The 21026-nt window shown below is 53.1% G+C and carries 18 protein-coding genes, 1 other RNA gene and 2 pseudogenes; 14 read left to right on the forward strand and 7 right to left on the reverse strand.

Translation table 11 applies throughout. The features are described from left to right. The first annotated feature begins 29 nt into the window (after positions 1–29). Positions 30–848, forward strand: coding sequence for an HMP-PP phosphatase (gene cof / locus HV346_RS05010; RefSeq protein WP_181622468.1), 819 nt, complete (start codon positions 30–32; stop codon positions 846–848). Positions 849–888: 40 nt separating this feature from the next. Here cof and HV346_RS05015 read toward each other — a convergent pair whose 3' ends face one another. Then, positions 889–1935, reverse strand: coding sequence for a PLP-dependent cysteine synthase family protein (locus HV346_RS05015; RefSeq protein WP_181622469.1), 1047 nt, complete (start codon positions 1933–1935; stop codon positions 889–891). A gap of 115 nt (positions 1936–2050) precedes the next feature. Between HV346_RS05015 and HV346_RS05020 the strand changes: the two genes are divergently transcribed. The 5 genes from HV346_RS05020 to amtB all read left to right on the forward strand — a co-directional run bounded on the left by HV346_RS05020 (position 2051) and on the right by amtB (position 8021). Continuing rightward, positions 2051–2509 carry an Lrp/AsnC family transcriptional regulator gene (locus tag HV346_RS05020; protein WP_181622470.1) on the forward strand — a complete coding sequence of 153 codons (459 nt, stop codon included), beginning with the start codon at positions 2051–2053 and terminating at the stop codon, positions 2507–2509. Between the two features lie 51 nt (positions 2510–2560). Further along, positions 2561–4333 carry a SmdA family multidrug ABC transporter permease/ATP-binding protein gene (locus HV346_RS05025; protein ID WP_181622471.1) on the forward strand — a complete coding sequence of 591 codons (1773 nt, stop codon included), beginning with the start codon at positions 2561–2563 and terminating at the stop codon, positions 4331–4333. Continuing rightward, a complete protein-coding gene (locus tag HV346_RS05030; protein WP_181622472.1) occupies positions 4326–6107 on the forward strand; it encodes a SmdB family multidrug efflux ABC transporter permease/ATP-binding protein in 1782 nt (593 codons plus the stop codon). Before HV346_RS05025 ends, HV346_RS05030 begins: the two co-directional genes overlap by 8 nt. A 253-nt stretch (positions 6108–6360) precedes the next feature. After that, entirely contained in the window at positions 6361–6699 is a 339-nt protein-coding gene (gene glnK / locus HV346_RS05035) for a P-II family nitrogen regulator (protein ID WP_012016323.1), read from the forward strand. Between the two features lie 35 nt (positions 6700–6734). Then, positions 6735–8021 (forward strand): ammonium transporter AmtB, encoded by a 1287-nt coding sequence (gene amtB, locus HV346_RS05040; protein ID WP_181622473.1) that lies wholly within the window; start codon positions 6735–6737, stop codon positions 8019–8021. Positions 8022–8124: 103 nt separating this feature from the next. On the opposite strand, the gene tesB is transcribed toward amtB, so the two are convergent. Next, positions 8125–8985 (reverse strand): acyl-CoA thioesterase II, encoded by an 861-nt coding sequence (gene tesB / locus HV346_RS05045; RefSeq protein ID WP_181622474.1) that lies wholly within the window; start codon positions 8983–8985, stop codon positions 8125–8127. A gap of 206 nt (positions 8986–9191) precedes the next feature. Between tesB and HV346_RS05050 the strand changes: the two genes are divergently transcribed. Further along, on the forward strand, positions 9192–9683 hold the full coding sequence (locus tag HV346_RS05050; RefSeq protein WP_181622475.1) for a YbaY family lipoprotein: 492 nt from the start codon (positions 9192–9194) through the stop codon (positions 9681–9683). Positions 9684–9727: 44 nt separating this feature from the next. On the opposite strand, the pseudogene HV346_RS05055 reads toward HV346_RS05050, so the two are convergent. Together HV346_RS05055 and HV346_RS23520 are read right to left on the reverse strand one after the other, a co-directional pair. After that, a pseudogene (locus tag HV346_RS05055) lies at positions 9728–10089 on the reverse strand (MGMT family protein). Between the two features lie 52 nt (positions 10090–10141). Next, positions 10142–10483: pseudogene (locus HV346_RS23520) on the reverse strand (GNAT family N-acetyltransferase); the annotation flags it as partial. Between the two features lie 167 nt (positions 10484–10650). On the opposite strand from HV346_RS23520, the gene ffs reads away from it, so the two are divergent. From ffs to HV346_RS05075, 3 genes are all read left to right on the forward strand, one after another. Further along, positions 10651–10747: signal recognition particle sRNA small type (ffs, locus tag HV346_RS05065), an RNA gene on the forward strand. A 280-nt stretch (positions 10748–11027) separates the two neighbouring features. After that, the gene (locus HV346_RS05070) at positions 11028–11279 is read left to right on the forward strand and encodes a hypothetical protein (protein ID WP_181622478.1); all 252 of its coding nucleotides are present in this window, start codon (positions 11028–11030) and stop codon (positions 11277–11279) included. Next, positions 11276–11491 carry a hypothetical protein gene (locus HV346_RS05075; RefSeq protein WP_166717255.1) on the forward strand — a complete coding sequence of 72 codons (216 nt, stop codon included), beginning with the start codon at positions 11276–11278 and terminating at the stop codon, positions 11489–11491. Before HV346_RS05070 ends, HV346_RS05075 begins: the two co-directional genes overlap by 4 nt. Before the next feature lie 144 nt (positions 11492–11635). Here HV346_RS05075 and HV346_RS05080 read toward each other — a convergent pair whose 3' ends face one another. Next, positions 11636–13057, reverse strand: coding sequence for a PLP-dependent aminotransferase family protein (locus HV346_RS05080; RefSeq protein WP_181622479.1), 1422 nt, complete (start codon positions 13055–13057; stop codon positions 11636–11638). Between the two features lie 85 nt (positions 13058–13142). On the opposite strand from HV346_RS05080, the gene HV346_RS05085 reads away from it, so the two are divergent. The 3 genes from HV346_RS05085 to HV346_RS05095 all read left to right on the forward strand — a co-directional run bounded on the left by HV346_RS05085 (position 13143) and on the right by HV346_RS05095 (position 18093). After that, on the forward strand, positions 13143–13754 hold the full coding sequence (locus tag HV346_RS05085) for a hypothetical protein (RefSeq protein ID WP_181622480.1): 612 nt from the start codon (positions 13143–13145) through the stop codon (positions 13752–13754). Positions 13755–13832: 78 nt separating this feature from the next. Then, the gene (locus HV346_RS05090; protein WP_181622481.1) at positions 13833–14903 is read left to right on the forward strand and encodes a LacI family DNA-binding transcriptional regulator; all 1071 of its coding nucleotides are present in this window, start codon (positions 13833–13835) and stop codon (positions 14901–14903) included. Positions 14904–15006: 103 nt separating this feature from the next. Then, a complete protein-coding gene (locus HV346_RS05095) occupies positions 15007–18093 on the forward strand; it encodes a beta-galactosidase (RefSeq protein ID WP_181622482.1) in 3087 nt (1028 codons plus the stop codon). Positions 18094–18138: 45 nt separating this feature from the next. Here HV346_RS05095 and HV346_RS05100 read toward each other — a convergent pair whose 3' ends face one another. Next, complete coding sequence (locus HV346_RS05100; protein ID WP_181622483.1) at positions 18139–18942, reverse strand: nickel/cobalt efflux protein RcnA; 804 nt, start codon at positions 18940–18942, stop codon at positions 18139–18141. A gap of 135 nt (positions 18943–19077) precedes the next feature. On the opposite strand from HV346_RS05100, the gene HV346_RS05105 reads away from it, so the two are divergent. Next, positions 19078–19350 carry a metal/formaldehyde-sensitive transcriptional repressor gene (locus HV346_RS05105; protein ID WP_181622484.1) on the forward strand — a complete coding sequence of 91 codons (273 nt, stop codon included), beginning with the start codon at positions 19078–19080 and terminating at the stop codon, positions 19348–19350. A gap of 10 nt (positions 19351–19360) precedes the next feature. Here HV346_RS05105 and HV346_RS05110 read toward each other — a convergent pair whose 3' ends face one another. Then, a complete protein-coding gene (locus HV346_RS05110) occupies positions 19361–20920 on the reverse strand; it encodes an EAL domain-containing protein (protein ID WP_181622485.1) in 1560 nt (519 codons plus the stop codon). Positions 20921–21026 lie beyond the last annotated feature (106 nt).

Genomic DNA, 21026 nt, shown 5'->3' on the forward strand with positions numbered 1-21026 from the left:
TTAACCGCATCACACTTTCGGGAGTAATCATGGCTCGGCTGGCTGCATTTGATATGGACGGCACTCTGTTAATGCCGGATCACCGTTTAGGGGATAAGACGCTAAACACCCTGAAGCGCTTGCACGAACGTGATATCACGCTGACGTTTGCCACGGGTCGCCATGTACTGGAGATGCGTCATCTGCTTGGTGCGCTCTCACTGGATGCTTTTCTCATTACCGGCAACGGAACGCGTATTCACTCTGTTGAAGGCGATGTACTACACCGGCAGGATCTTGACCCGGAAGTTGCGGATTTGGTTTTGCATAGCACCTGGGATACCCAGGCCAGCCTCCACGTGTTTAACGATTCGGGTTGGTTCACGGGGCTCGATATTCCTGAATTACTGCACGCGCACGTCTACAGCGGTTTCAAATACCAGTTAACCGATTTGCGTCGCATCCCGGCGCACACTGTCACCAAAATCTGTTTTTGCGGCGCTCACGACGACCTGTGTCGTTTACGTGTTCAGCTTAATGACGTGCTGGGTAGTCGTGCGCATCTGACTTTCTCCGCAGTGGATTGTCTGGAAGTGCTGCCCGTAGGGTGCAACAAAGGTTCTGCCCTGACCGTGTTGAGCGGCCATCTGGGCTTTACCATGCAGGATTGTATGGCGTTTGGCGATGCCATGAATGACCGCGAAATGCTGGGTAGCGTTGGTCGTGGTTTGATTATGGGGAATGCGATGCCGCAACTGAAAGCGGAGCTGCCTCATCTGCCAGTTATCGGACACTGTCGTAATGAAGCCGTGTCCCATTTTTTGACGCATTGGCTGGACAATAACAACCTCCCATATTCCCCCGAATAGTGAGACCCTTCCAGCAAGCCAGACTTCGGTCTGGCTTTTTTTATTTCACCAGCTGTGCAATCTGTACTTTCCACGGCCCGATATCGCCAATATTCGCCTGTACCCACTCCGTATTGTAATAGGTGTCGAGGTAACGCTCGCCGCTGTCACACAGCAAAGTGACGATAGAGCCAGTGCGGCCTTCTTCCCGCATGCGTGCGGCCAGTTGCAGCGCGCCCCACATATTCGTTCCGGTCGACGCACCGACTTTGCGGCCAAGCTGTGTCTCCAGCCAGTGCGCCGTTGCCACACTTGCAGCATCCGGCACGCGAAGCATCTCATCCACCACATCAGGAATAAATGATGGCTCTACGCGCGGACGGCCAATACCTTCAATTTTACTGCCCACTTGACTGCGAAGGGCCGCATCACGGGTTTGCCAGTAGTCGAGGAAGACGGAATTCTGTGGGTCAACCACCATCAGTTGAGTGTCGTAACCCTGACAACGGATATAGCGGCCGATGGTGGCGGATGTTCCGCCTGTTCCTGCACTCATCACAACATATGATGGGACAGGATGTGGCTCATGGGTCATCTGACGGAAAATACTGTCGGCAATATTGTTGTTGCCACGCCAGTCGGTGGCTCGCTCGGCGAAGGTAAACTGGTCCATATAGTGGCCGTTCAGTTCGCGAGCCAGCATCTCGGAGGCGGCGTAAATTTCGCAGGCGCTTTCTACAAAATGGCAACGTCCGCCGTAAAATTCGATCTGTTCAATTTTACGTTTTGCGGTACAGGCAGGCATCACGGCGATAAATGGCAGGCCAAGCAGGCGTGCGAAGTACGCTTCCGACACGGCGGTAGAACCGGATGAAGACTCGATAATTGTCGTCCCCTCTTTAATCCAGCCGTTACACAAACCGTATAAAAATAGCGAACGCGCCAGGCGATGCTTCAGGCTGCCGGTTGGGTGGGTGCTTTCATCCTTCAGATAGAGCTGAATACCGGCAAAACCCGGCAGGGCAAGGCGAATCAGATGAGTATCAGCCGATCGTTGATAGTCGGCATTGATTTCGCTGATGGCATGTTTGACCCAGGTGCTATTCATCGTGTTTATCCGTTTGTCATTTTGTGCCCAGCATAGCGAAAAGCACAGAAAAAATTGTTGCTATCTGGCCTTTAAAATAGAATGTAAGGAGAAAATTTTTCTCTGTGAGGTGGGTATGTTAGATAAAATTGACCGCAAACTGCTTTCATTGCTGCAAAATGACTGCACCCTCTCTTTGCAGGCTCTCGCGGATGCCGTTAATCTGACCACCACACCTTGCTGGAAGCGCCTCAAGAAGCTGGAAGATGACGGCATTTTACTGGGGCGCGTTGCGTTGCTGGATCCAGAAAAACTGGGGCTTGGACTGACGGCGTTTGTTCTGATAAAAACGCAGCACCACAGCAGCGACTGGTATTGCCGCTTCGTGACGGTGGTGTCAGACATGCCGGAAGTGCTCGGTTTTTGGCGCATGGCCGGGGAATATGATTACCTGATGCGCGTGCAGGTGGCCGATATGAAGCGGTACGATGACTTTTACAAGCGGCTGGTGAACAGTGTTCCGGGTTTGTCAGATGTCACCTCGAGTTTCGCCATGGAACAGATTAAGTACACCACAGCATTACCCATTGAATAAATTGAACAACTTACCGGCGTGGCCGGAGTTATACCTTCAGGAAAATACCGCGTGCGATTATTTGCCCAACTAAGCTGGTACTTTCGTCGGGAATGGCAACGCTATCTCGGCGCAGTGGCCCTGCTTATTATCATTGCCATCCTGCAGTTGATCCCGCCTAAAGTGGTGGGATATGTCGTCGATGGCGTCACGGAACAGCATTACACCACCGCACGGGTGTTGATGTGGGTGGGCACGTTGGTGCTGACCGCCGTTGTTGTTTACCTGTTGCGCTATGTCTGGCGTGTGTTGTTATTTGGTGCGTCCTACCAATTAGCCGTTGAGCTACGCGAAGATTTTTATCGCCAGTTGAGCCGCCAGCATCCGGAGTTTTATCTTCGTCATCGCACGGGCGATCTCATTGCCCGTGCCACCAACGATGTTGACCGTGTAGTGTTTGCCGCCGGGGAAGGAGTATTAACACTGGTCGACTCCCTGGTGATGGGATGCGCGGTATTGATTGTGATGTCCACTCAAATCAGCTGGCAACTGACGTTGCTGGCACTGCTCCCAATGCCCATTATGGCGTTGGCGATCAATCGTTACGGTGAAAAACTGCATGAGCGCTTCAAGCTGGCGCAGGCGGCTTTTTCATCACTGAACGACCGTACTCAGGAAAGTATGACCAGTATTCGCATGATCAAAGCATTCGGTCTTGAGGACCGGCAGTCGGCGCTGTTTGCTGCTGATGCCGCCGATACGGGTGCGAAAAACATGCGGGTAGCGCGCATTGATGCGCGGTTCGATCCGACAATTTATATTGCCATTGGCATGGCTAACCTGCTGGCGATTGGTGGCGGGAGCTGGATGGTGGTGCAGGGCTCAATGACGCTCGGTCAGCTAACCAGTTTCGCGATGTACCTTGGGTTGATGATTTGGCCGATGCTGGCACTCGCATGGATGTTTAACATTGTTGAGCGCGGGAGTGCAGCTTACAGCCGTATCCGCGACATGCTGGCCGAAGCTCCGGTTGTTAACGACGGCAGCGAATCCGTTCCGGAAGGGCGTGGAGTTATAAAAGCGGACATTCGCGCTTTCGCCTATCCGCAAACCGCGCATCCGGTACTGGAGAACGTCAATTTTACGTTGCAACCGGGCCAGATGCTGGGCATTTGTGGTCCGACGGGCGCCGGGAAAAGTACGGTGTTGTCCCTGATTCAGCGTCATTTTGATGTGGGACAAGGGGATATTCGGTTCCACAATATTCCATTGACGAACCTTCTGCTGGATGGCTGGCGTAGCCGTCTGGCCGTGGTCAGCCAGACACCATTTTTATTCTCTGACACTGTCGCTAACAATATTGCCCTCGGTCACCCTGCGGCGACGCAGGAAGAGATTGAACATGTGGCGCGCTTAGCCAGCGTCCATGAGGACATTCTGCGTCTGCCACAGGGTTATGACACTGAAGTCGGCGAGCGTGGCGTAATGTTATCCGGTGGTCAAAAACAACGTATTTCAATTGCCCGCGCACTGTTGCTGAACGCCGAAATCCTGATCCTTGATGATGCACTTTCGGCTGTTGATGGCCGTACGGAGCATCAAATCCTGCATAACCTGCGCCAGTGGGGAGAAGGTCGGACGGTGATCATCAGTGCGCATCGTCTTTCGGCGCTGACGGAAGCTAACGAAATACTGGTGATGCAGCACGGGCATATTGCTCAGCGTGGGCAGCATGATCAGCTTGCGGAACAACCGGGCTGGTATCGCGATATGTACCGCTATCAGCAACTGGAAGCGGCGCTGGATGATGCGCCAGAGCTGAATGAGGAGTCCGCAGATGCGTAACTTTGGACAGCTGTGGCCCACTTTGAAGCGCCTGCTGGCTTATGGCTCACCGTGGCGAAAACCCCTGTCTATTGCGGTGGTGATGCTCTGGATCGCGGCGATTGCTGAAGTGACTGGCCCGCTGCTTATTAGCTATTTCATCGATAATATGGTCGCCAAACGATATCTGCCATTAGGGCTGGTGGCCGGTCTGGGCGTTGCTTACGTTGGATTGCAATTGCTGGCGGCCTCGCTGCATTACGCGCAGTCATTGCTCTTTAACCGGGCTGCTGTCGGCGTAGTGCAACAGCTCCGTACTGATGTGATGGATGCTGCGCTGCGCCAGCCGCTGAGTGAGTTCGATACGCAGCCTGTCGGACAGGTGATCTCGCGGGTGACGAATGATACTGAAGTTATTCGCGATCTCTACGTCACCGTGGTGGCAACGGTACTGCGTAGCGCAGCGTTGATTGGCGCGATGTTGGTAGCGATGTTCAGCCTCGACTGGCGCATGGCGCTGGTGGCGATCACTATCTTCCCGGCCGTCATGATTGTGATGATTATCTATCAGCGTTACAGCACGCCCATTGTTCGCCGCGTGCGGGCCTACCTGGCGGATATTAATGATGGTTTTAACGAAGTCATTAATGGTATGAGCGTTATCCAGCAGTTCCGTCAGCAGGCGCGGTTTGGGGAGCGGATGGGAGAGGCCAGTCGCTCTCACTATATGGCACGTATGCAAACGCTGCGGCTGGATGGCTTCTTGTTGCGTCCACTGTTGAGCCTCTTTTCGGCGCTGGTACTCTGCGGCCTGCTGATGCTGTTCGGCTTCACGTCGGGCGGAACGATTGAAGTGGGGGTGTTGTATGCCTTTATTAGCTACCTGGGGCGCCTTAACGAACCGCTGATTGAACTCACGACGCAGCAATCTATGTTGCAGCAGGCAGTTGTTGCGGGCGAGCGCGTTTTTGAACTGATGGACCGTCCTCGCCAGACCTACGGTAATGATGATCGTAGCCTGCAAAGCGGCGCAATCGCGTTTGATAATGTCTCCTTTGCTTATCGTGAAGATCGGCTGGTTTTGCAGGACATCAGCCTCGATGTCCCGTCACGTGGTTTCGTGGCGCTGGTCGGGCATACCGGTAGCGGGAAAAGTACACTCGCCAGTTTGTTGATGGGGTATTACCCGCTCACAAAAGGTGAAATCCGTCTGGATGGACGACCTCTCTCGACCCTAAGTCACGATGTATTACGTAAAGGCGTTGCGATGGTTCAGCAGGATCCCGTTGTGTTGGCTGACACGTTTTATGCAAACGTAACGCTGGGGCGACCGTTTACCGAAGCGCAAGTCTGGGACGTGCTGGAAAAAGTACAGTTGGCTGATCTGGCGCGAGGGCTGAGCGAGGGGATCAACACCAAACTGGGTGAACAGGGTAATAACCTGTCCGTTGGGCAGAAACAGCTATTGGCCCTGGCGCGAGTCCTGATTGAGACACCGCAGATCCTGATCCTGGATGAAGCGACGGCGAGTATTGATTCCGGCACGGAGCAGGCGATCCAGCAAGCGCTTGCCGCGGTGCGAGACCATACGACATTGGTGGTAATTGCGCACCGGCTTTCGACGATCGTTGATGCGGATACCATTCTGGTGCTACATCGTGGCCAGGCCGTTGAGCGTGGGACACACAGGCAGTTGCTGGAAGCGAAAGGGCGTTACTGGCAGATGTACCAGCTCCAGCTGGCGGGTGAAGAACTGGCTGCCAGCGCGCGCGAAGAAGAGACATTAAGCGCCTGATGCACCAAAATCAGGCAACACACTAACAGTCACTGCTGTTGGTGCAAAACATAAACGCACCTTGCACTGTCATGGTGCGTTTTTTTTCACCGGTTCTTATTCTGCGGGATTTTGCCCCTTTTTAGTCCTGCTTTTCCCCTTCATACATGGGCCTGGCATCTAAATTTTCATTTTTTCTCATTCTGGCACACCCCTTGCAATATCTCATACGTGTTAGCTGCGGCCATTACCGAATTCTGACTGGAGGGGATATATGAAGCTGGTTACGGTGGTAATCAAACCATTCAAACTTGAAGACGTTCGCGAAGCGCTCTCTTCAATGGGTATTCAGGGGCTGACGGTCACCGAAGTGAAAGGCTTTGGTCGTCAGAAGGGTCATGCTGAGCTGTACCGTGGTGCGGAATACAGCGTCAACTTCCTGCCAAAAGTGAAGATTGATGTGGCTATCGCTGACGATCAGCTTGATGAAGTGATTGATGTAGTCAGCAAAGCGGCCTACACCGGCAAAATTGGCGACGGCAAAATATTCGTTGCCGAGTTGCAGCGCGTCATTCGCATCCGTACGGGTGAAGCTGACGAAGCGGCACTGTAAGTAACTCCTGGCACACAGTGATAGGGATCGAGAAAATGAAGAAAGCAACAATCAAAACGGGTCTGGGGTCGCTGGCACTGCTGCCGGGCCTGGCGATGGCGGCCCCTGCGGTGGTAGACAAAGCCGATAACGCCTTTATGATGATCTGCACCGCACTGGTGCTGTTCATGACTATTCCGGGTATTGCACTGTTTTACGGCGGCCTGATCCGCGGTAAAAACGTCCTCTCCATGCTAACGCAGGTCGCAGTGACATTCGCGCTGGTGTGTGTGTTGTGGGTGGTATACGGCTACTCACTGGCGTTCGGTGAAGGCAATGCCTTCTTCGGCAACTTTAACTGGGTAATGCTTAAGAATATCGAGCTGACCGCCTTGATGGGCAGCTTCTATCAGTACATCCACGTTGCTTTCCAGGGCTCTTTTGCCTGTATTACGGTGGGACTGATTGTTGGTGCGCTGGCCGAGCGTATTCGTTTCTCCGCGGTGCTGATTTTCGTGGTGGTTTGGCTGACGCTTTCTTATGTGCCGATTGCACATATGGTCTGGGGTGGCGGTCTGTTGGCCTCTCACGGCGCGCTGGACTTTGCGGGCGGTACGGTTGTGCACATTAACGCGGCCGTTGCGGGTCTTGTGGGCGCATACCTGATTGGCAAACGTGTGGGCTTTGGTAAAGAAGCCTTCAAACCGCACAACCTGCCAATGGTGTTTACCGGCACAGCTATTCTCTACTTCGGCTGGTTCGGCTTCAACGCCGGTTCAGCAAGTGCAGCGAACGAAATTGCCGCTCTGGCCTTTGTGAACACCGTTATTGCAACGGCGGGCGCTATTCTCTCCTGGGTATTTGGTGAGTGGGTTGTTCGCGGTAAACCTTCACTACTGGGCGCATGTTCTGGTGCGATTGCGGGCCTGGTCGGTATCACTCCAGCCTGTGGTTATGTCGGTGTCGGCGGCGCGTTGCTGGTCGGTATCGTGTCTGGTCTGGCCGGTCTGTGGGGGGTTACAGCCCTGAAACGTGTTCTGCGCGTTGATGACCCTTGCGATGTGTTTGGTGTTCACGGTGTGTGCGGTATCATCGGCTGTATCATGACAGGTATCTTTGCGGCGAAATCACTGGGTGGTGTGGGCTACGCAGAGGGTGTCACCATGGCTCACCAGGTTCTGGTGCAACTCGAAAGTATCGCCATCACGGTAGTGTGGTCTGGTGTGGTTGCGTTCATTGGTTACAAACTGGCGGACATGACCGTTGGACTGCGTGTCCCGGAAGAGCAGGAACGCGAAGGTCTGGATGTCAACAGCCATGGCGAGAATGCCTATAACGCCTGATTGCAATGAGTTTCTCCTGTAGCAAGTAGCAAGAAAAAGCCTCCCATTGGGAGGCTTTTTTTATCCTCTCGTGTGAGAGAGCATCAGTCTTCGCGAGGCAGGGTTAACCCCGATTACGCATAACGCCTTCCTGAACCGTCGAGGCCACCAGTACGCCATCTTGCGTATAGAATTCACCGCGGACAAACCCGCGAGCGCTGGATGCAGAGGTGCTCTCAACGCTGTAAAGCAGCCACTCATTCATATCAAACGGACGATGGAACCACATGGAGTGATCGATAGTGGCGACTTGCATACCTTTCTCCAGGAACCCGACACCATGCGGCTGAAGAGCAACCGGGAGGAAGTTAAAGTCAGAGGCATAACCCAGCAGGTACTGGTGAACACGAAAGTCCGCAGGCACAGTACCGTTTGCACGCATCCACACCTGGCGTTTTGGTTCAGCCGTGTGGCCTTTCATCGGGTTATGGAACTCGACCGGGCGGATCTCCAGCGGTTTATCGCAAAGGAATTTCTCTTTCATCTGAGGCGGCAGAAGATGCGTCAGTGCGCGCGCAATATCCGTTTCGGATTTCAGGTCATCCGGTGCTGGCGCAGGAGGCATCTCTTTTTGGTGTTCATAACCCGTCTCAGGAGCCTGGAAGGAAGCGGTCATGTAAAAAATCGGCTTACCATGCTGTATTGCTGACACCCGGCGCGCGCTAAAACTGTTGCCATCACGCAGTACCTCAACGTCGTAAACAATCGGTTTAGCGCTGTCTCCTGGACGCAGGAAATAGCTGTGAAACGAGTGCACCAGACGGTCTGCAGGCACGGTCTCTTTAGCTGCGTAGAGTGCTTGCCCCACGACTTGTCCACCGAAAACCTGCCGTAATCCCAGGTCTTCGCTTTGCCCGCGAAAGAGTCCTTCCTCTATTTTTTCCAGATTCAGTAATGTCAGCAGATTGTTTAGTGCCAGACTCATAGTTGTCCTCAATATAAACGCCGTAGCGAAAGATAAGCAGAGTATAACGCAGAAATGAAAGTGGTCCGATGGGTAGAATAATCTGAATATCAAGCCAAAATTAGGCATTAATAGGTGATGTGTGCCACACTTGTTTACGTTATCTAAATGTTAACGACATCGGATGGGATCGATCCCGTCGATGCATTGATGATAAGGAGACTTCAATGAAACTCGTGCACATGTTAAGTGGTTTAGCGGTAGCGGTTGCCCTGTCTGCCTGTGCAGGTAAAAGTGCCGACACCCAGACGCCAGCGCCAAACCCGTATACTGCGGATGCTCTTGGGCAGCAAGCCACTCAGCAGCCAAGTGTTTCTGGTACGGTATGGATCCGTCAGAAAGTAGCCTTACCGCCTGATGCGGTGTTAACCGTTACCCTGTCAGATGCTTCCCTGGCTGACGCGCCATCCAAAGTGCTGTCACAGAAAGCCGTTCGTACTGAAGGAAAGCAAGCCCCGTTCAGCTTTGCGCTTCCGTATAACCCCGCAGAGATTCAGCCTAATGCGCGGATCTTGCTGAGTGCGGCGGTGACCATCAACGGTAAATTGACCTTTATTACCGATACGGTGCAGGAAGTGATTAACCACGGTGGGACGAAGGCAGACCTGAGTCTGGTTCCAGTTCAACAAACTGCAGTACCTGCAGCCACACAGCCTTAAGTGCTCTCTCTCAGTGCCCTCTCCAGCAGGAGAGGGCATCCGTTCTAGTAAACCCAGCGATATTTCTGTAAATCGATCTTCCCTGAGCCTGAAACCTGTACCCCTTCGGTGAGCAACGCCTGACGCTGACGTTGTAAATCCGGCCCTGTGAGGGAGATGGTTCCATGACGATTCACCACCCGATACCAGGGGAGCGTACTGCCTTCTGGTAAACGCTTAAGTACGCCGCCGACCTGTCGGGCCGCGCGTGGTGAGCCCGCCAGGCGTGCAACGTCACCGTAAGTGGTGACAAATCCCTCGGGAATAGAGGCCACAATTTGCCATACGCGTTGCGGGAAAGTGTCGTGTTCGTCCATTTATTGCTCCTGCCGGGACTTTTCAAGCCGGATATCTCCCTCACCGACATCCTGTGCATGTTTCCAGCCCAGGCGACGGTAAAATCCCGCTGCTCGTGTGTTTTTACCGGTTTCAAGCCAGATAAGCGGGTTGTCCCTGAACAGAGCCTGTTCCGCAGCGTGTACCAGTTTTTTCCCCAGGCCTTGCCCTTCATAGTGAGGAAGAACGAATGCCGCAAACAGACAACCATCTTCAGGAAGGATCATTGAAAACCCGACAACATGCTGATTCTCGGTAGCGACCCAGGCGCATTCTGACGCCTCAATCATGCTACAAACGGTTGCTTCCGTTATTCCGAGCGCTTGCATCTCTTCATATGTCATGGCGTTTTCGGTCACCGACGTACGGACAGCGAACAATCCCGGAACATCTTCAGGCATGGCTGGTCTAATTTTGAGTATCATCGTCGTCTCTTCCTTGTGCGATCTGCAATGTGAAACGGAGATAATACCTGATAGATCGCGCACTTTGCGCAATAAACCATCATACGGTCGCGGTTAACTTGCAATTGCGATCCTGTGCAGGGATAATGCGCCAGCGCGTTGGTTAACAACGCTCTCAATGGGGGCTCTGTTGGTTCTCCCGCAACACTACTCTGTTTACCAGGTCAGATCCGGAAGGAAGCAGCCAAGGCAGATGACGTGTGTGCCGGGATGTAGCTGGCAGGGCCCCCACCCATTTGTGCTCTCCTTGACGTTTCCTACGCTTCGTACGACCTGTACCTCTCTACGCCAACGACCTTATTCCACAGTAATCAAAAGGTAATAAGCGTGATATGTAATATATCATTCATCCAGATGAAATATTTTTGTCATAAACCTGTAATAATAGACTGGCATTTTATTATTGGGCATTTTCTCCTTGTTATAAGTAAAAAATATATATCTGGATTACAATGTTAACTTCGTGTATTAAATAAAGAACTTATTCCGAAGGGATGTGACGATCATGGTTACTGCGGTATTAAACGTTAAAATTGATGAAGCGCTAAAAGAAAGACTTCGCCATTACGCAGAAGTGAATAATGAGAATTTAAGCGTAACCACCGAGAAATTGCTGCTGTTGGCATTTGAAACAGTAGAAGAGGCGGGAGTATCGGAAGAGGATATTGATAATCAGCATACGGAAGAAGAGAGCGTAACTCCTTTTACTCCTAAAGAAATCAAAGCTCTACGTAAACTTCTGAAGAAGAGAAAATGAAACAACAACTGTCGACCGCCAACGACTACAAAGAGGCCTGCGATCTGCTTCGTTCGGGCTATGTGAAACATGTACGTCTTGGCTGGAATGTAGGAAGTGATGAGTTCTTTCGTATTGCGTCTGACTGGTGTGATACCGGTGCAAAAATAAAGAAAGAAGGTGAAAGTTTCGTTATTTCACTTAAGGGTTTTCCCATACCTCCTCAGCACTAAGCACTGACCTGTGAAAACTGCTGACTGCATGCATTACAGTCAGCAGTTTTTATTGTTTTTTTTCGCGAAATTATATGTGATTTTTATCACAATCATTATGCAAGTAATTAATATTGCAGCTTCTGATTTTTAATCTCCTGCCCATTACACCAGACTCTTTTTTACTGCCGGTGTGTTTTTATTTAGCGCGGCCCATAAGGGTTTGATTCTCATCAGTGCGCTTTCAAGCTCATCGGGCTCCAGTGAAAAGGGCATGCGTAAATAGCGGTCAAACGCCCCCGACAAACCAAAACGAGTGCCTGTGCCAAGATTGATCCCCAGCGTCTCAGCCCTGGCCGCAAGCTGTGTTGCCACCATTCCGGGCAATTCAACCCAGAACGACAGTCCACCTTCCGGCTCCCTGAACGCCCATTCCGGGAAATGTTCATGCAAAAGCTTACTGCAACGGTGACGGCGTTCACTCAGCATGTTCCGGCGCGCGGGCAGAAAATCGTGGCTATTCTCGATAAGCCAGCGTGTTGCCAGTTGTTCCAGAAGAGGAGAGCCAAGATCGAGGGTGTCGCGCGTTTGAGCCAGCGTGGCAATGGTTCTTGATGAAGCGCGGATCCAGCCAAGACGCAGCCCGCCCCAGAAGCTTTTCCCTGCGGAACCTAACGTGATGATGGATGCTTCAGGATTGAACGATGCCAGTGGCGGCGGCGGCGGGGAATCAAACCAGAGATCGACCATGGTTTCATCCACCACCAGCGTGGTACGGGTCTGAGCGGCGATGTCGGCTATTGTTTTACGGGTCTCACTCTCCATACAACGTCCCGTGGGGTTATGGAAATCTGGCATCAGATAGGCCAGACGCGGTGCGGTTTGTGCGAGCGTTGCGGCAAAACCATCTGTGTCCCAGCCCGTCTCGGGAAGTGCGACCCCCACTGGGCGACATAGCGCCCCCTGAATGGCGGCAATCGCCAATGGATAGGTTGGATGATCGACGACGACGCGATCGCCGGGGCCGGTCATCATTCGCAAAACCAGTGCAAAACCACTCACTGCGCCATTCACTACCATGACTTCATCTGCCCTGGTGGGAAGCTCGCGTGCGGTATAACGTGCGGCAATCGCTTCACGCAGCGCGATCAAACCCAGTTGGTCGTACCCGGTCAGGGAAAGATGCGGCGTGATTGCCGTCAGGGCATGAGTATACGCCTGGTGAATTTCAGGCCCGGCGTTGAGCGCGGCAGTAGAGAGATCCAGTGCCGCGCTGGCTGCTGAGAGTGTTGGGACGGCACGGGCATCGGGCAGTATCACGCGTGACCCGCTCCCGTGGCGGCTCTCCAGATACCCTTCTTCACGCAGGTGAGCCAGAGCCGTGCTGATGGTGGTCCGGCTCAGGTCCAGAGCTGAAGCCAGTTCCCGCTCTCCAGGCAAGCGCGTATCAAGTGCCAGTCTGCCGTCAAGAATTAACAGACGTACCGCATCTGCCAGTTGACGCCAGAGTGGCGTTCGGGATGGCGTTTGCTGCCAGTGACCTAATAAACGAACCAATGACTGACTACCAAAACGACGTGATGACATATGCAGTCCACTATTTAGAAACTGGACATTAATCATAAGACCATTTTCACCGAAGATGAAAGCCTGGATAACAGGAGAATAAAAAATGCTACGTCGCTTATTACAGCTTTACATCGGGTTGGTGCTCTATGGCCTTTCGACCGCCATGTTCGTTCGGGCGGATCTGGGGGCCGATCCGTGGAATGTGTTTCATCTGGGGGTAGCGAAACTGCTGGCCATGGATATTGGCACGGTCATGATTTTGACCGGGGCAGTGGTCCTTCTGTTCTGGATCCCGCTGCGTCAGCGTCCAGGGCTTGGGACGATCAGTAACGTGATTGTGCTGGGGTTGGCTGCGGATGCCTCGCTGGCGCTGATGCCTGAACTCACTTCCTTACCGGTACGTATTGCGCTGTTGATATCGGCTGTAATGGTGAATGCTATTGCGACGGGGATGTATATCGGGGCTGGGTTTGGCGCGGGCCCGCGAGATGGCCTGATGACGGGTATTCATGCGCGAATGGGGTGGTCGGTACGAAGTGTACGCACAGCAATTGAGGTCTCTGTGTTGCTGATCGGCTGTGTTCTGGGCGGAACATTCGGAGTAGGGACTGTGTTGTATGCGCTGACTATCGGGCCGCTAATTCAGCTCTGCTTACCGTGGTTTCGTCAAAAACCGCAGGTCATTGACGTTCCAGAGCCTGAGCGTGTTGTTTAATTCCGCGAAGCGCTCACATGTATTCGTATGCTGTCTGTGCCAGAATAAGGGAAATCCCCCTTTGCGATGCCCGAAAGCATGAAAGCTATCACTCTTTATGACGTAGCCCTCCTCGCGGGGGTCTCTTACCAGACCGTTTCGCGCGTGATTAACGATGCGGAGCATGTCTCTGCTCGTACACGGGAAAAGGTGCAGAAAGCGATGGCGGAACTGCACTATGTTCCTAACCGTGGTGCACAACAGCTGGCAGGAAAACGCACCCGAACGCTGGGGTTGATGACAACCGATCTGGCCTTGCATGCCCCTTCGCAAATCGTCTCTGCGGTTAAATCCCGCGCGGTAGAAAAAGGGGCGAGCGTATTAATCTCCATGGTGGAGAATGCCTGGCAGTGTCAGGCTGCTTTGCAGGAGCTGCTTGCCCAGCGTGTTGAGGCGTTGCTGGTGAATGTTCCACTTGACGATGCGCATGCAGAGCAGTTGCAGGCGCTGGCATCACCTGTTCCGATCTTGTTCCTGGACGTTTCTCCTGGTGCACAGGTGCACAGTCTGGTTTTCAGCGCGGAACAAGGCGCAGCACTGGGGGCGGAGCATTTGCTCTCTCTGGGGCATCAGCGTATTGCGTTACTCTGTGGGCCTGAAAGTTCGGTGTCCGCCCGTGCGCGGTTGGCGGGGTGGCAGGAGACACTCACCCAGGCTGGACTTGAGCCTGTCGCGGTAGTGAAAGGCGACTGGAGCGCCGCGTCCGGGTATGAAAAAGGTCATCAGATTTTATCGGGTGCAGTGCAGCCAGATGCCATTCTGGTCGCGAACGACCAAATGGCACTGGGTGTGATGCGGGCCTGCGCGGAAAAGGGGATTGCAATACCTGGGCAGATATCAATTGTCGGTTTTGATGACACGGCGGACAGCGCCTGGTTTACGCCCCCTCTCACAACGATTCGGCAGGCATTTCGTGAGGCTGGCGAGCAAAGTGTTGAGTGGCTGTTAGCCCCTGTAAGCGCCGGTGAACTCTGGCAGAAGCAGCTTCCCGTTACCCTGATTACACGACATTCCAGTGCACGCCATATTCCCCGTCAGGCTGACCGTGAGGATCTTGCCCGGCAGTTGAGAGCGCTGGCATTGCTGGCGGAACAGTTGGCGCGAGAATAATACTTTTGTGATCTGACTCGCTTCGCGGTAATCAGACGCTTTACCACAAGGTTTTGCCAGGGCATGTTGATTTAAATTGTGAGCGCTTCGCAAAGAGGTTGAAATGTCTGCCACTCCCCCGCTGATCCTCAGCACACTGTTAGCCCGTCGGGACTGGGAAAATCCCGGTGTGACACAATGGAATCGTCTGGCCGCCCATGCACCATTTCACAGCTGGCGCGATGAAGCGTCCGCAAGAGAGGATGTACCTTCGCAAAGCAGGCGGTCGCTTAACGGGGACTGGCTTTTCAGCTTCTTTTCTGCACCAGAGCACGTTCCGCAGGCATGGACTGAAGAGGATTGCTCCGACGCGATCCCTATGCCTGTCCCGTCGAACTGGCAGATGCAGGGTTTTGATACCCCAATCTATACCAACGTCACTTATCCAATTGCTGTTAACCCACCGTATGTTCCGGCAGAAAATCCAACGGGTTGTTACTCGCTCACATTTGAGATGGACGATTCGTGGCTGGAGAGTGGGCAAACCCGTATTGTGTTTGACGGGGTGAACTCTGCTTTTTATCTGTGGTGTAACGGTCAGTGGATGGGATATTCCCAGGACAGTCGCCTGCCTGCCGAGTTTGATCTTAGTGCGGTGCTACGGCCGGGCCAGAACCGCCTGGCCATCATGGTATTGCGCTGGTGTGACGGCAGCTATCTTGAAGATCAGGATATGTGGCGCATGAGCGGTATATTCCGTGATGTGACGCTGCTGCATAAACCTGAGACACAAATTACGGATTATCACGTTGTAACAGAACTGAATGCTGAGCTGGATCGTGCGACGCTGAAGGTTGATGTGGCGCTTGCGGGCACTGATTATGCCGGATGCGAGGTGGCACTGACTTTGTGGCGTAACGGTGAGAAATGCGCCAGTGCCAGTGAGCGGCCGGGATCGGTCATTATCGATGAGCGTGGTCGCTGGGCCGAGCGCTTAACGGTATCAATGCCGGTTACTGCGCCCGAATTGTGGAGTGCCGAAACGCCCGCTTTGTACCGGCTGACAATCGCGCTAATCAACGAGCAGGGTCGCGTACTGGAATATGAAGCTTGCGATGTGGGATTCCGGCGTGTGGAGATCCGTAATGGCTTGCTGAAGCTCAATGGTAAGCCGTTACTGATCCGGGGAGTGAACCGTCATGAGCATCATCCTGAAAATGGACAGGTGATGGATGAAGTCACAATGCGCCGCGATATTGAACTGATGAAGCAGCATAACTTTAACGCTGTGCGTTGTTCGCATTATCCGAACCATCCTCTGTGGTACACCCTGTGCGATCGCTATGGGGTGTATGTCGTGGATGAGGCCAATATCGAGACTCACGGTATGGTTCCAATGAGCCGTCTGGCGGACGACCCTCGTTGGTTGCCTGCCATGAGTGAGCGCGTTACCCGTATGGTGCAACGCGACCGCAATCATCCCTCCATTATCATCTGGTCACTAGGGAATGAATCTGGCCACGGTGCGAACCACGATGCCCTTTATCGCTGGCTGAAAACGACCGACCCGACCCGGCCTGTACAGTATGAAGGTGGCGGGGCAAATACCGCAGCCACTGATATTGTTTGCCCGATGTACGCCCGTGTCGATCAGGACCAGCCGTTCCCGGCAGTACCAAAATGGTCAATTAAGAAATGGATTGGTTTGCCTGATGAGACGCGACCGCTGATTTTATGTGAATACGCTCATGCTATGGGCAACAGCTTTGGCGGGTTCGCGAAGTACTGGGATGCATTTCGTAGCCATCCCCGTTTGCAGGGTGGGTTTGTCTGGGACTGGGTGGATCAGGCGCTGACGAAGAAAGATGAAAATGGCAATACATTTTGGGCGTATGGCGGTGATTTTGGCGATAAACCGAACGACCGCCAGTTTTGCCTGAATGGGCTGGTTTTCCCCGATCGAACTCCGCATCCGGCTTTATTCGAGGCACAGCGCGCTCAGCAATTCTTTACCTTCGCGCTGGTGAGCACGTCGCCGCTGGTCATTGACGTTCAGAGTGATTTTCTGTTCCGTCATACTGACAATGAGCATCTCAACTGGTCGATTTCGCGGGACGGAACGTTACTGGCAAGCGGAAATGTCGCGCTCTCAATTGCGCCGCAAGACAGGCAACGTCTTGAGATTGCTGCGCCAGAGCTGGCAGCAGAACCTGGAGAGATTTGGCTCAATGTGGAGATACTCCAGCCGCAGGCGACACCGTGGTCATCCGTAAACCATCGCTGCGCATGGGATCAATGGCCACTTCCAGCACCGTTATTTGTTGCTCCTGTGGTATCTGCTGGTATCGCGCCGGTGCTGACCGGGCATGATCATACTCTGGAGATCCGCCATCAGAATCAGCGCTGGCAGTTCGATCGTGCGTCAGGAAACCTGGTGCAATGGTGGAAGGATGGCGCTGAAACGCTACTCTCGCCGCTGACGGATAACCTCACGCGTGCGCCACTGGATAATGATATCGGCGTAAGTGAGTCGACACGCATCGACCCGAATGCGTGGGTTGAACGCTGGAAAGCGGCTGGAATGTATGATGTGTCCTCACGGATGCTGTTGTGCGAAGGGGAGCAACATGCCAGTGAAGTGGTTGTGACGACACTGCATGCCTGGGAACACCAGGGTAGGGTGCTGTTTCTGAGCCGTAAAGCCTGGCGGGTTGACAGCAATGGCGTATTGCATGGAGAGGTACAGGTTGAGATTGCTTCAGATATCCCGGAGCCAGCGCGTATTGGCTTAAGCTGTCAGCTCGCGCAAGTGCCAGATGCTGTGCACTGGCTTGGTTTAGGGCCGCATGAAAACTATCCGGACAGAAAACTTGCAGCCCAGCAGGGGCGATGGACGTTACCGCTGGAGGCGATGCATACTCCGTACATCTTCCCAACGGAAAACGGCCTGCGCTGCGATACCCGGGAGCTTGCGTTTGGTGCTCATCAGTTGCAGGGGCATTTCCATTTCTCCCTGAGCCGCTATAGCCAACAGCAGTTGCGTGATACCACTCACCGCCATTTGCTGCGCGAAGAGCCGGGTTGTTGGCTCAATCTTGATGCGTTCCATATGGGCGTGGGCGGGGATGATTCCTGGAGCCCGAGTGTGTCGCCAGAATTTATCCTGCAGACCCGGCAGCTACGCTATGCATTCAGTTGGTCGCAGAATTAAATTCCTTTCCTGTAACAGAGGCGGCCACGCAGGTGGCCGCACTGATTAACGTGGAATTCCTGTCAAACCGTGCAAGCTCATATAAATTCCTACCAGCGTGATTAACGCAACGGAGATCCACGGTGCTTTTCGCGAAAACTCACTGAACCCTGGCCAGCGTTTCGTTGCATGTTTGAGACTCAGTGCGGCAATCGCGCCGGAGGCAACCAGCGTTAGTGCCAGCCCGATACTGAAGCTGAACACCAGTGTTGCGCCGAGTGCGAAGTGTTTCAGTTGCAGGCAGATCAGCAATACCGTGATGGATGCCGGGCAGGGGATAAGTCCTCCGGTCAGGCCGAACATGGCGATCTGCCCGGTTGTTACGTTTTGTCCGCTGAATCGGTGGTTAATGTCCTGAGCATGCGCGCGTTGGTGGGCGTCCTGCCACTCTTCTTCGACGAGTGGGTGTGCATGATCGTGCTGGTGATCATGGTCATGGTCATGGTCATGTTCATGATGATCGTGTGGTTGGCTCGCTTTCCAGGTCCGCCATGCCATCCATAGGGCGATCACAATAATCAACATCCCGGATATAAGCTGGAACCAGGGTTCAGAGGTGTTTGCATCCCATCCCCGACCAAACCACAAACCCGCCATGGCAATGATCCACACCACTGCGGTGTGAGAAAAGGTGGCTGCCAGCCCGAGAAGGATCGCTTGCCTGAGCGTGCCGCGAATAGCCACGATAAACGCTGCCATCATGGTTTTTGAATGGCCAGGCTCAAGGCCATGTAGTGCGCCGAGCAGGATTGCGCTGGGCACAAACAGCCATGCGTTGCCTTGTTGCAGGAGAGAAGTGAAATCGGTCATTGGACGTTCCAGGGAAGGAAAAAGTGCATCGATACTACTCCCCCCCAGTAGTTTAATACTACCCCCCAGTAGAAAAATACTCAGAGGGAGTAGAGCATGGTATGCTTCAGAAGCAAAAATAAGAGGAATACTGAGATGTCACATACGGTTCGCCACAAGAAGATGTTATTGACTCGGCTGAAGAAAATTCAGGGGCAGAGCACTGCGCTTGAAAAAATGCTCAATAGCGATCATGAGTGTGCGGATGTACTGCAGCAACTGGCGGCGATCCGCGGTGCGGTGAACGGGATGATGATGCAGGTGATCGAAGGGCATTTAACCGATCATGTGGTAAAAGAACCCGAAGAAGATCAGCGCGAAGCCGATCTTGGCGTGGTATTGCAGGTGATCAAATCCTATCTCAAGTAAGGCGCAAACCTTACTCTGGATCGAGGTTGTGTTCGGCCCACAGAATGAATTCTACTTTTGGCAGCGCCTTGCTGAAAAACCAGCCTTGTCCGTACTGCACACCATGACGGCGCAGCCAGGTGAGCTGGCCTTCTGTTTCAATCCCCTCAGCAACCATCGCCAGATTCAGTGATTTCGCCATTTCGATAATATGCGGGGTCACATTCTTGTACTCCAGCGCATCTACAAAGGATTTATCAATCTTCAGCGTGTCGACATCTAAATCCTGAAGATAACTCAGGCTGGAATAACCCGTACCGAAATCGTCGATGTAAATGGCGTGGCCTGAACGACGAAACGCGGCAATCGCTGGCGCACTGACTTTGGGATCGGCAAAACCCCGTTCCGTTAATTCCAGCGCGATTTGCTGAGGAGAGATTTGCCAGCGATTCAGCAGTTGGCTCAGTAGTGGGGGAAGCTTGCCGGAAGTCAGATCGTCTGGCGAAAGGTTAATGGAAATATGGTGCTCAGGATGAAGATGCAACCAGTTACCCATATCCTCAAAGACTTTTTCAATCACCAACTGGGTGAGTTGTGACGTTAACCCCGACTGTTCTGCCAGTGGCACAAAAATATCGGGTGACAAGTTACTGCCATCTGGCTGTGGCCAACGCGCCAAAGCTTCTGCCCCTACCACTCTCCCACTGTTCAGGGCCAGGATTGGCTGATAATGCACGACGATATCACGGTTGTTAATCGCATCGAGCAGGCGGTTACGCGGAGACTGTATGTGGCGCAATATCCTCAATACAAAGATCGCAGCAAGCAGGCTGATCAGTGTGCCAAACGGAAGCCAGAAGAGAAGTTGCTGATGCCAGTCTTTATCCAGAGGTTGTAATGTTGCCCAGGCGACTACGGTAAAGCCCAGGTCGGGAACGGACCTTGTAATATACATTGAGCCGTTATATTGCAGACGCGAGATGTCCCTGTTTTTCAGGAGATTGAGGACATTCGGATCAAGCGCTGTACTGCTGGCGAAAACGAGATTATTGGTGTGACCAATCAGGGCTGCATCAACAGGCAGTGCGCCAAATGGTATCACGTCTACCAGAGACGCGGGATCAATCATGACCAGGTAATGCCCCCTGCCCAGTGCGGTCATATAGTGATTAAAGCCGATATCATTTTGCGGGGTAAGCCAGGCGCTGTAGCCATCTTTGGTGATGCGCATTGCTGGCGGAAAAGGGAGGGCATGGCTGGTTTGTTCCAGCGAAGAACAAACAGGTTTCAGGTTGTCGACATAGATAACTTCCTGGACATAACGCCATGAGAACGCTACCCGGCGCATTTCCCGCAAATGATCATGACTACAAGGAATGGCCTTGTAAGCCTGTAATTGCGCCAGTGCCTCTTTTGCCTGCTGAACAACTCTGTCGGTGCGGATCAACACACGAGATGAATAGTTATCTAGCGCATCAATAAATTTTTCTTCCGCCTGGCGATGCGCTAACCACACACTGAGACAAATCGGTATTAGTACTGCAAAGATCAATATTCCGGTAATCAGGCTGACTAAATGTCGGGTTCTCATGCCACTGTTTCCTTTCTCAAATGCCTGCTCCAGGGCACGGAGTCAACTCGCCGGAGTCAAAATATTTAATTGTGGAATGATACAGTTATAGCATGTGGCACGCGTT

This window comes from Enterobacter sp. RHBSTW-00994 (assembly GCF_013782625.1).
In the GTDB taxonomy this organism is placed as follows: domain Bacteria; phylum Pseudomonadota; class Gammaproteobacteria; order Enterobacterales; family Enterobacteriaceae; genus Enterobacter.

Bases quoted from the DNA above. Each gene is read 5' to 3' on its own strand.
- HV346_RS05090 (WP_181622481.1), top strand. From the start codon at position 13,833: ATGAAAGCTATCACTCTTTATGACGTAGCCCTCCTCGCGGGGGTCTCT.
- HV346_RS05085 (WP_181622480.1), top strand. From the start codon at position 13,143: ATGCTACGTCGCTTATTACAGCTTTACATCGGGTTGGTGCTCTATGGC.
- HV346_RS05020 (WP_181622470.1), top strand. From the start codon at position 2,051: ATGTTAGATAAAATTGACCGCAAACTGCTTTCATTGCTGCAAAATGAC.
- glnK (WP_012016323.1), top strand. From the start codon at position 6,361: ATGAAGCTGGTTACGGTGGTAATCAAACCATTCAAACTTGAAGACGTT.
- HV346_RS05070 (WP_181622478.1), top strand. From the start codon at position 11,028: ATGGTTACTGCGGTATTAAACGTTAAAATTGATGAAGCGCTAAAAGAA.
- HV346_RS05100 (WP_181622483.1), bottom strand. From the start codon at position 18,942: ATGACCGATTTCACTTCTCTCCTGCAACAAGGCAACGCATGGCTGTTT.
- HV346_RS05030 (WP_181622472.1), top strand. From the start codon at position 4,326: ATGCGTAACTTTGGACAGCTGTGGCCCACTTTGAAGCGCCTGCTGGCT.
- HV346_RS05075 (WP_166717255.1), top strand. From the start codon at position 11,276: ATGAAACAACAACTGTCGACCGCCAACGACTACAAAGAGGCCTGCGAT.
- HV346_RS05105 (WP_181622484.1), top strand. From the start codon at position 19,078: ATGTCACATACGGTTCGCCACAAGAAGATGTTATTGACTCGGCTGAAG.
- HV346_RS05050 (WP_181622475.1), top strand. From the start codon at position 9,192: ATGAAACTCGTGCACATGTTAAGTGGTTTAGCGGTAGCGGTTGCCCTG.
- cof (WP_181622468.1), top strand. From the start codon at position 30: ATGGCTCGGCTGGCTGCATTTGATATGGACGGCACTCTGTTAATGCCG.
- HV346_RS05110 (WP_181622485.1), bottom strand. From the start codon at position 20,920: ATGAGAACCCGACATTTAGTCAGCCTGATTACCGGAATATTGATCTTT.
- HV346_RS05015 (WP_181622469.1), bottom strand. From the start codon at position 1,935: ATGAATAGCACCTGGGTCAAACATGCCATCAGCGAAATCAATGCCGAC.
- HV346_RS05095 (WP_181622482.1), top strand. From the start codon at position 15,007: ATGTCTGCCACTCCCCCGCTGATCCTCAGCACACTGTTAGCCCGTCGG.
- amtB (WP_181622473.1), top strand. From the start codon at position 6,735: ATGAAGAAAGCAACAATCAAAACGGGTCTGGGGTCGCTGGCACTGCTG.
- tesB (WP_181622474.1), bottom strand. From the start codon at position 8,985: ATGAGTCTGGCACTAAACAATCTGCTGACATTACTGAATCTGGAAAAA.
- HV346_RS05080 (WP_181622479.1), bottom strand. From the start codon at position 13,057: ATGTCATCACGTCGTTTTGGTAGTCAGTCATTGGTTCGTTTATTAGGT.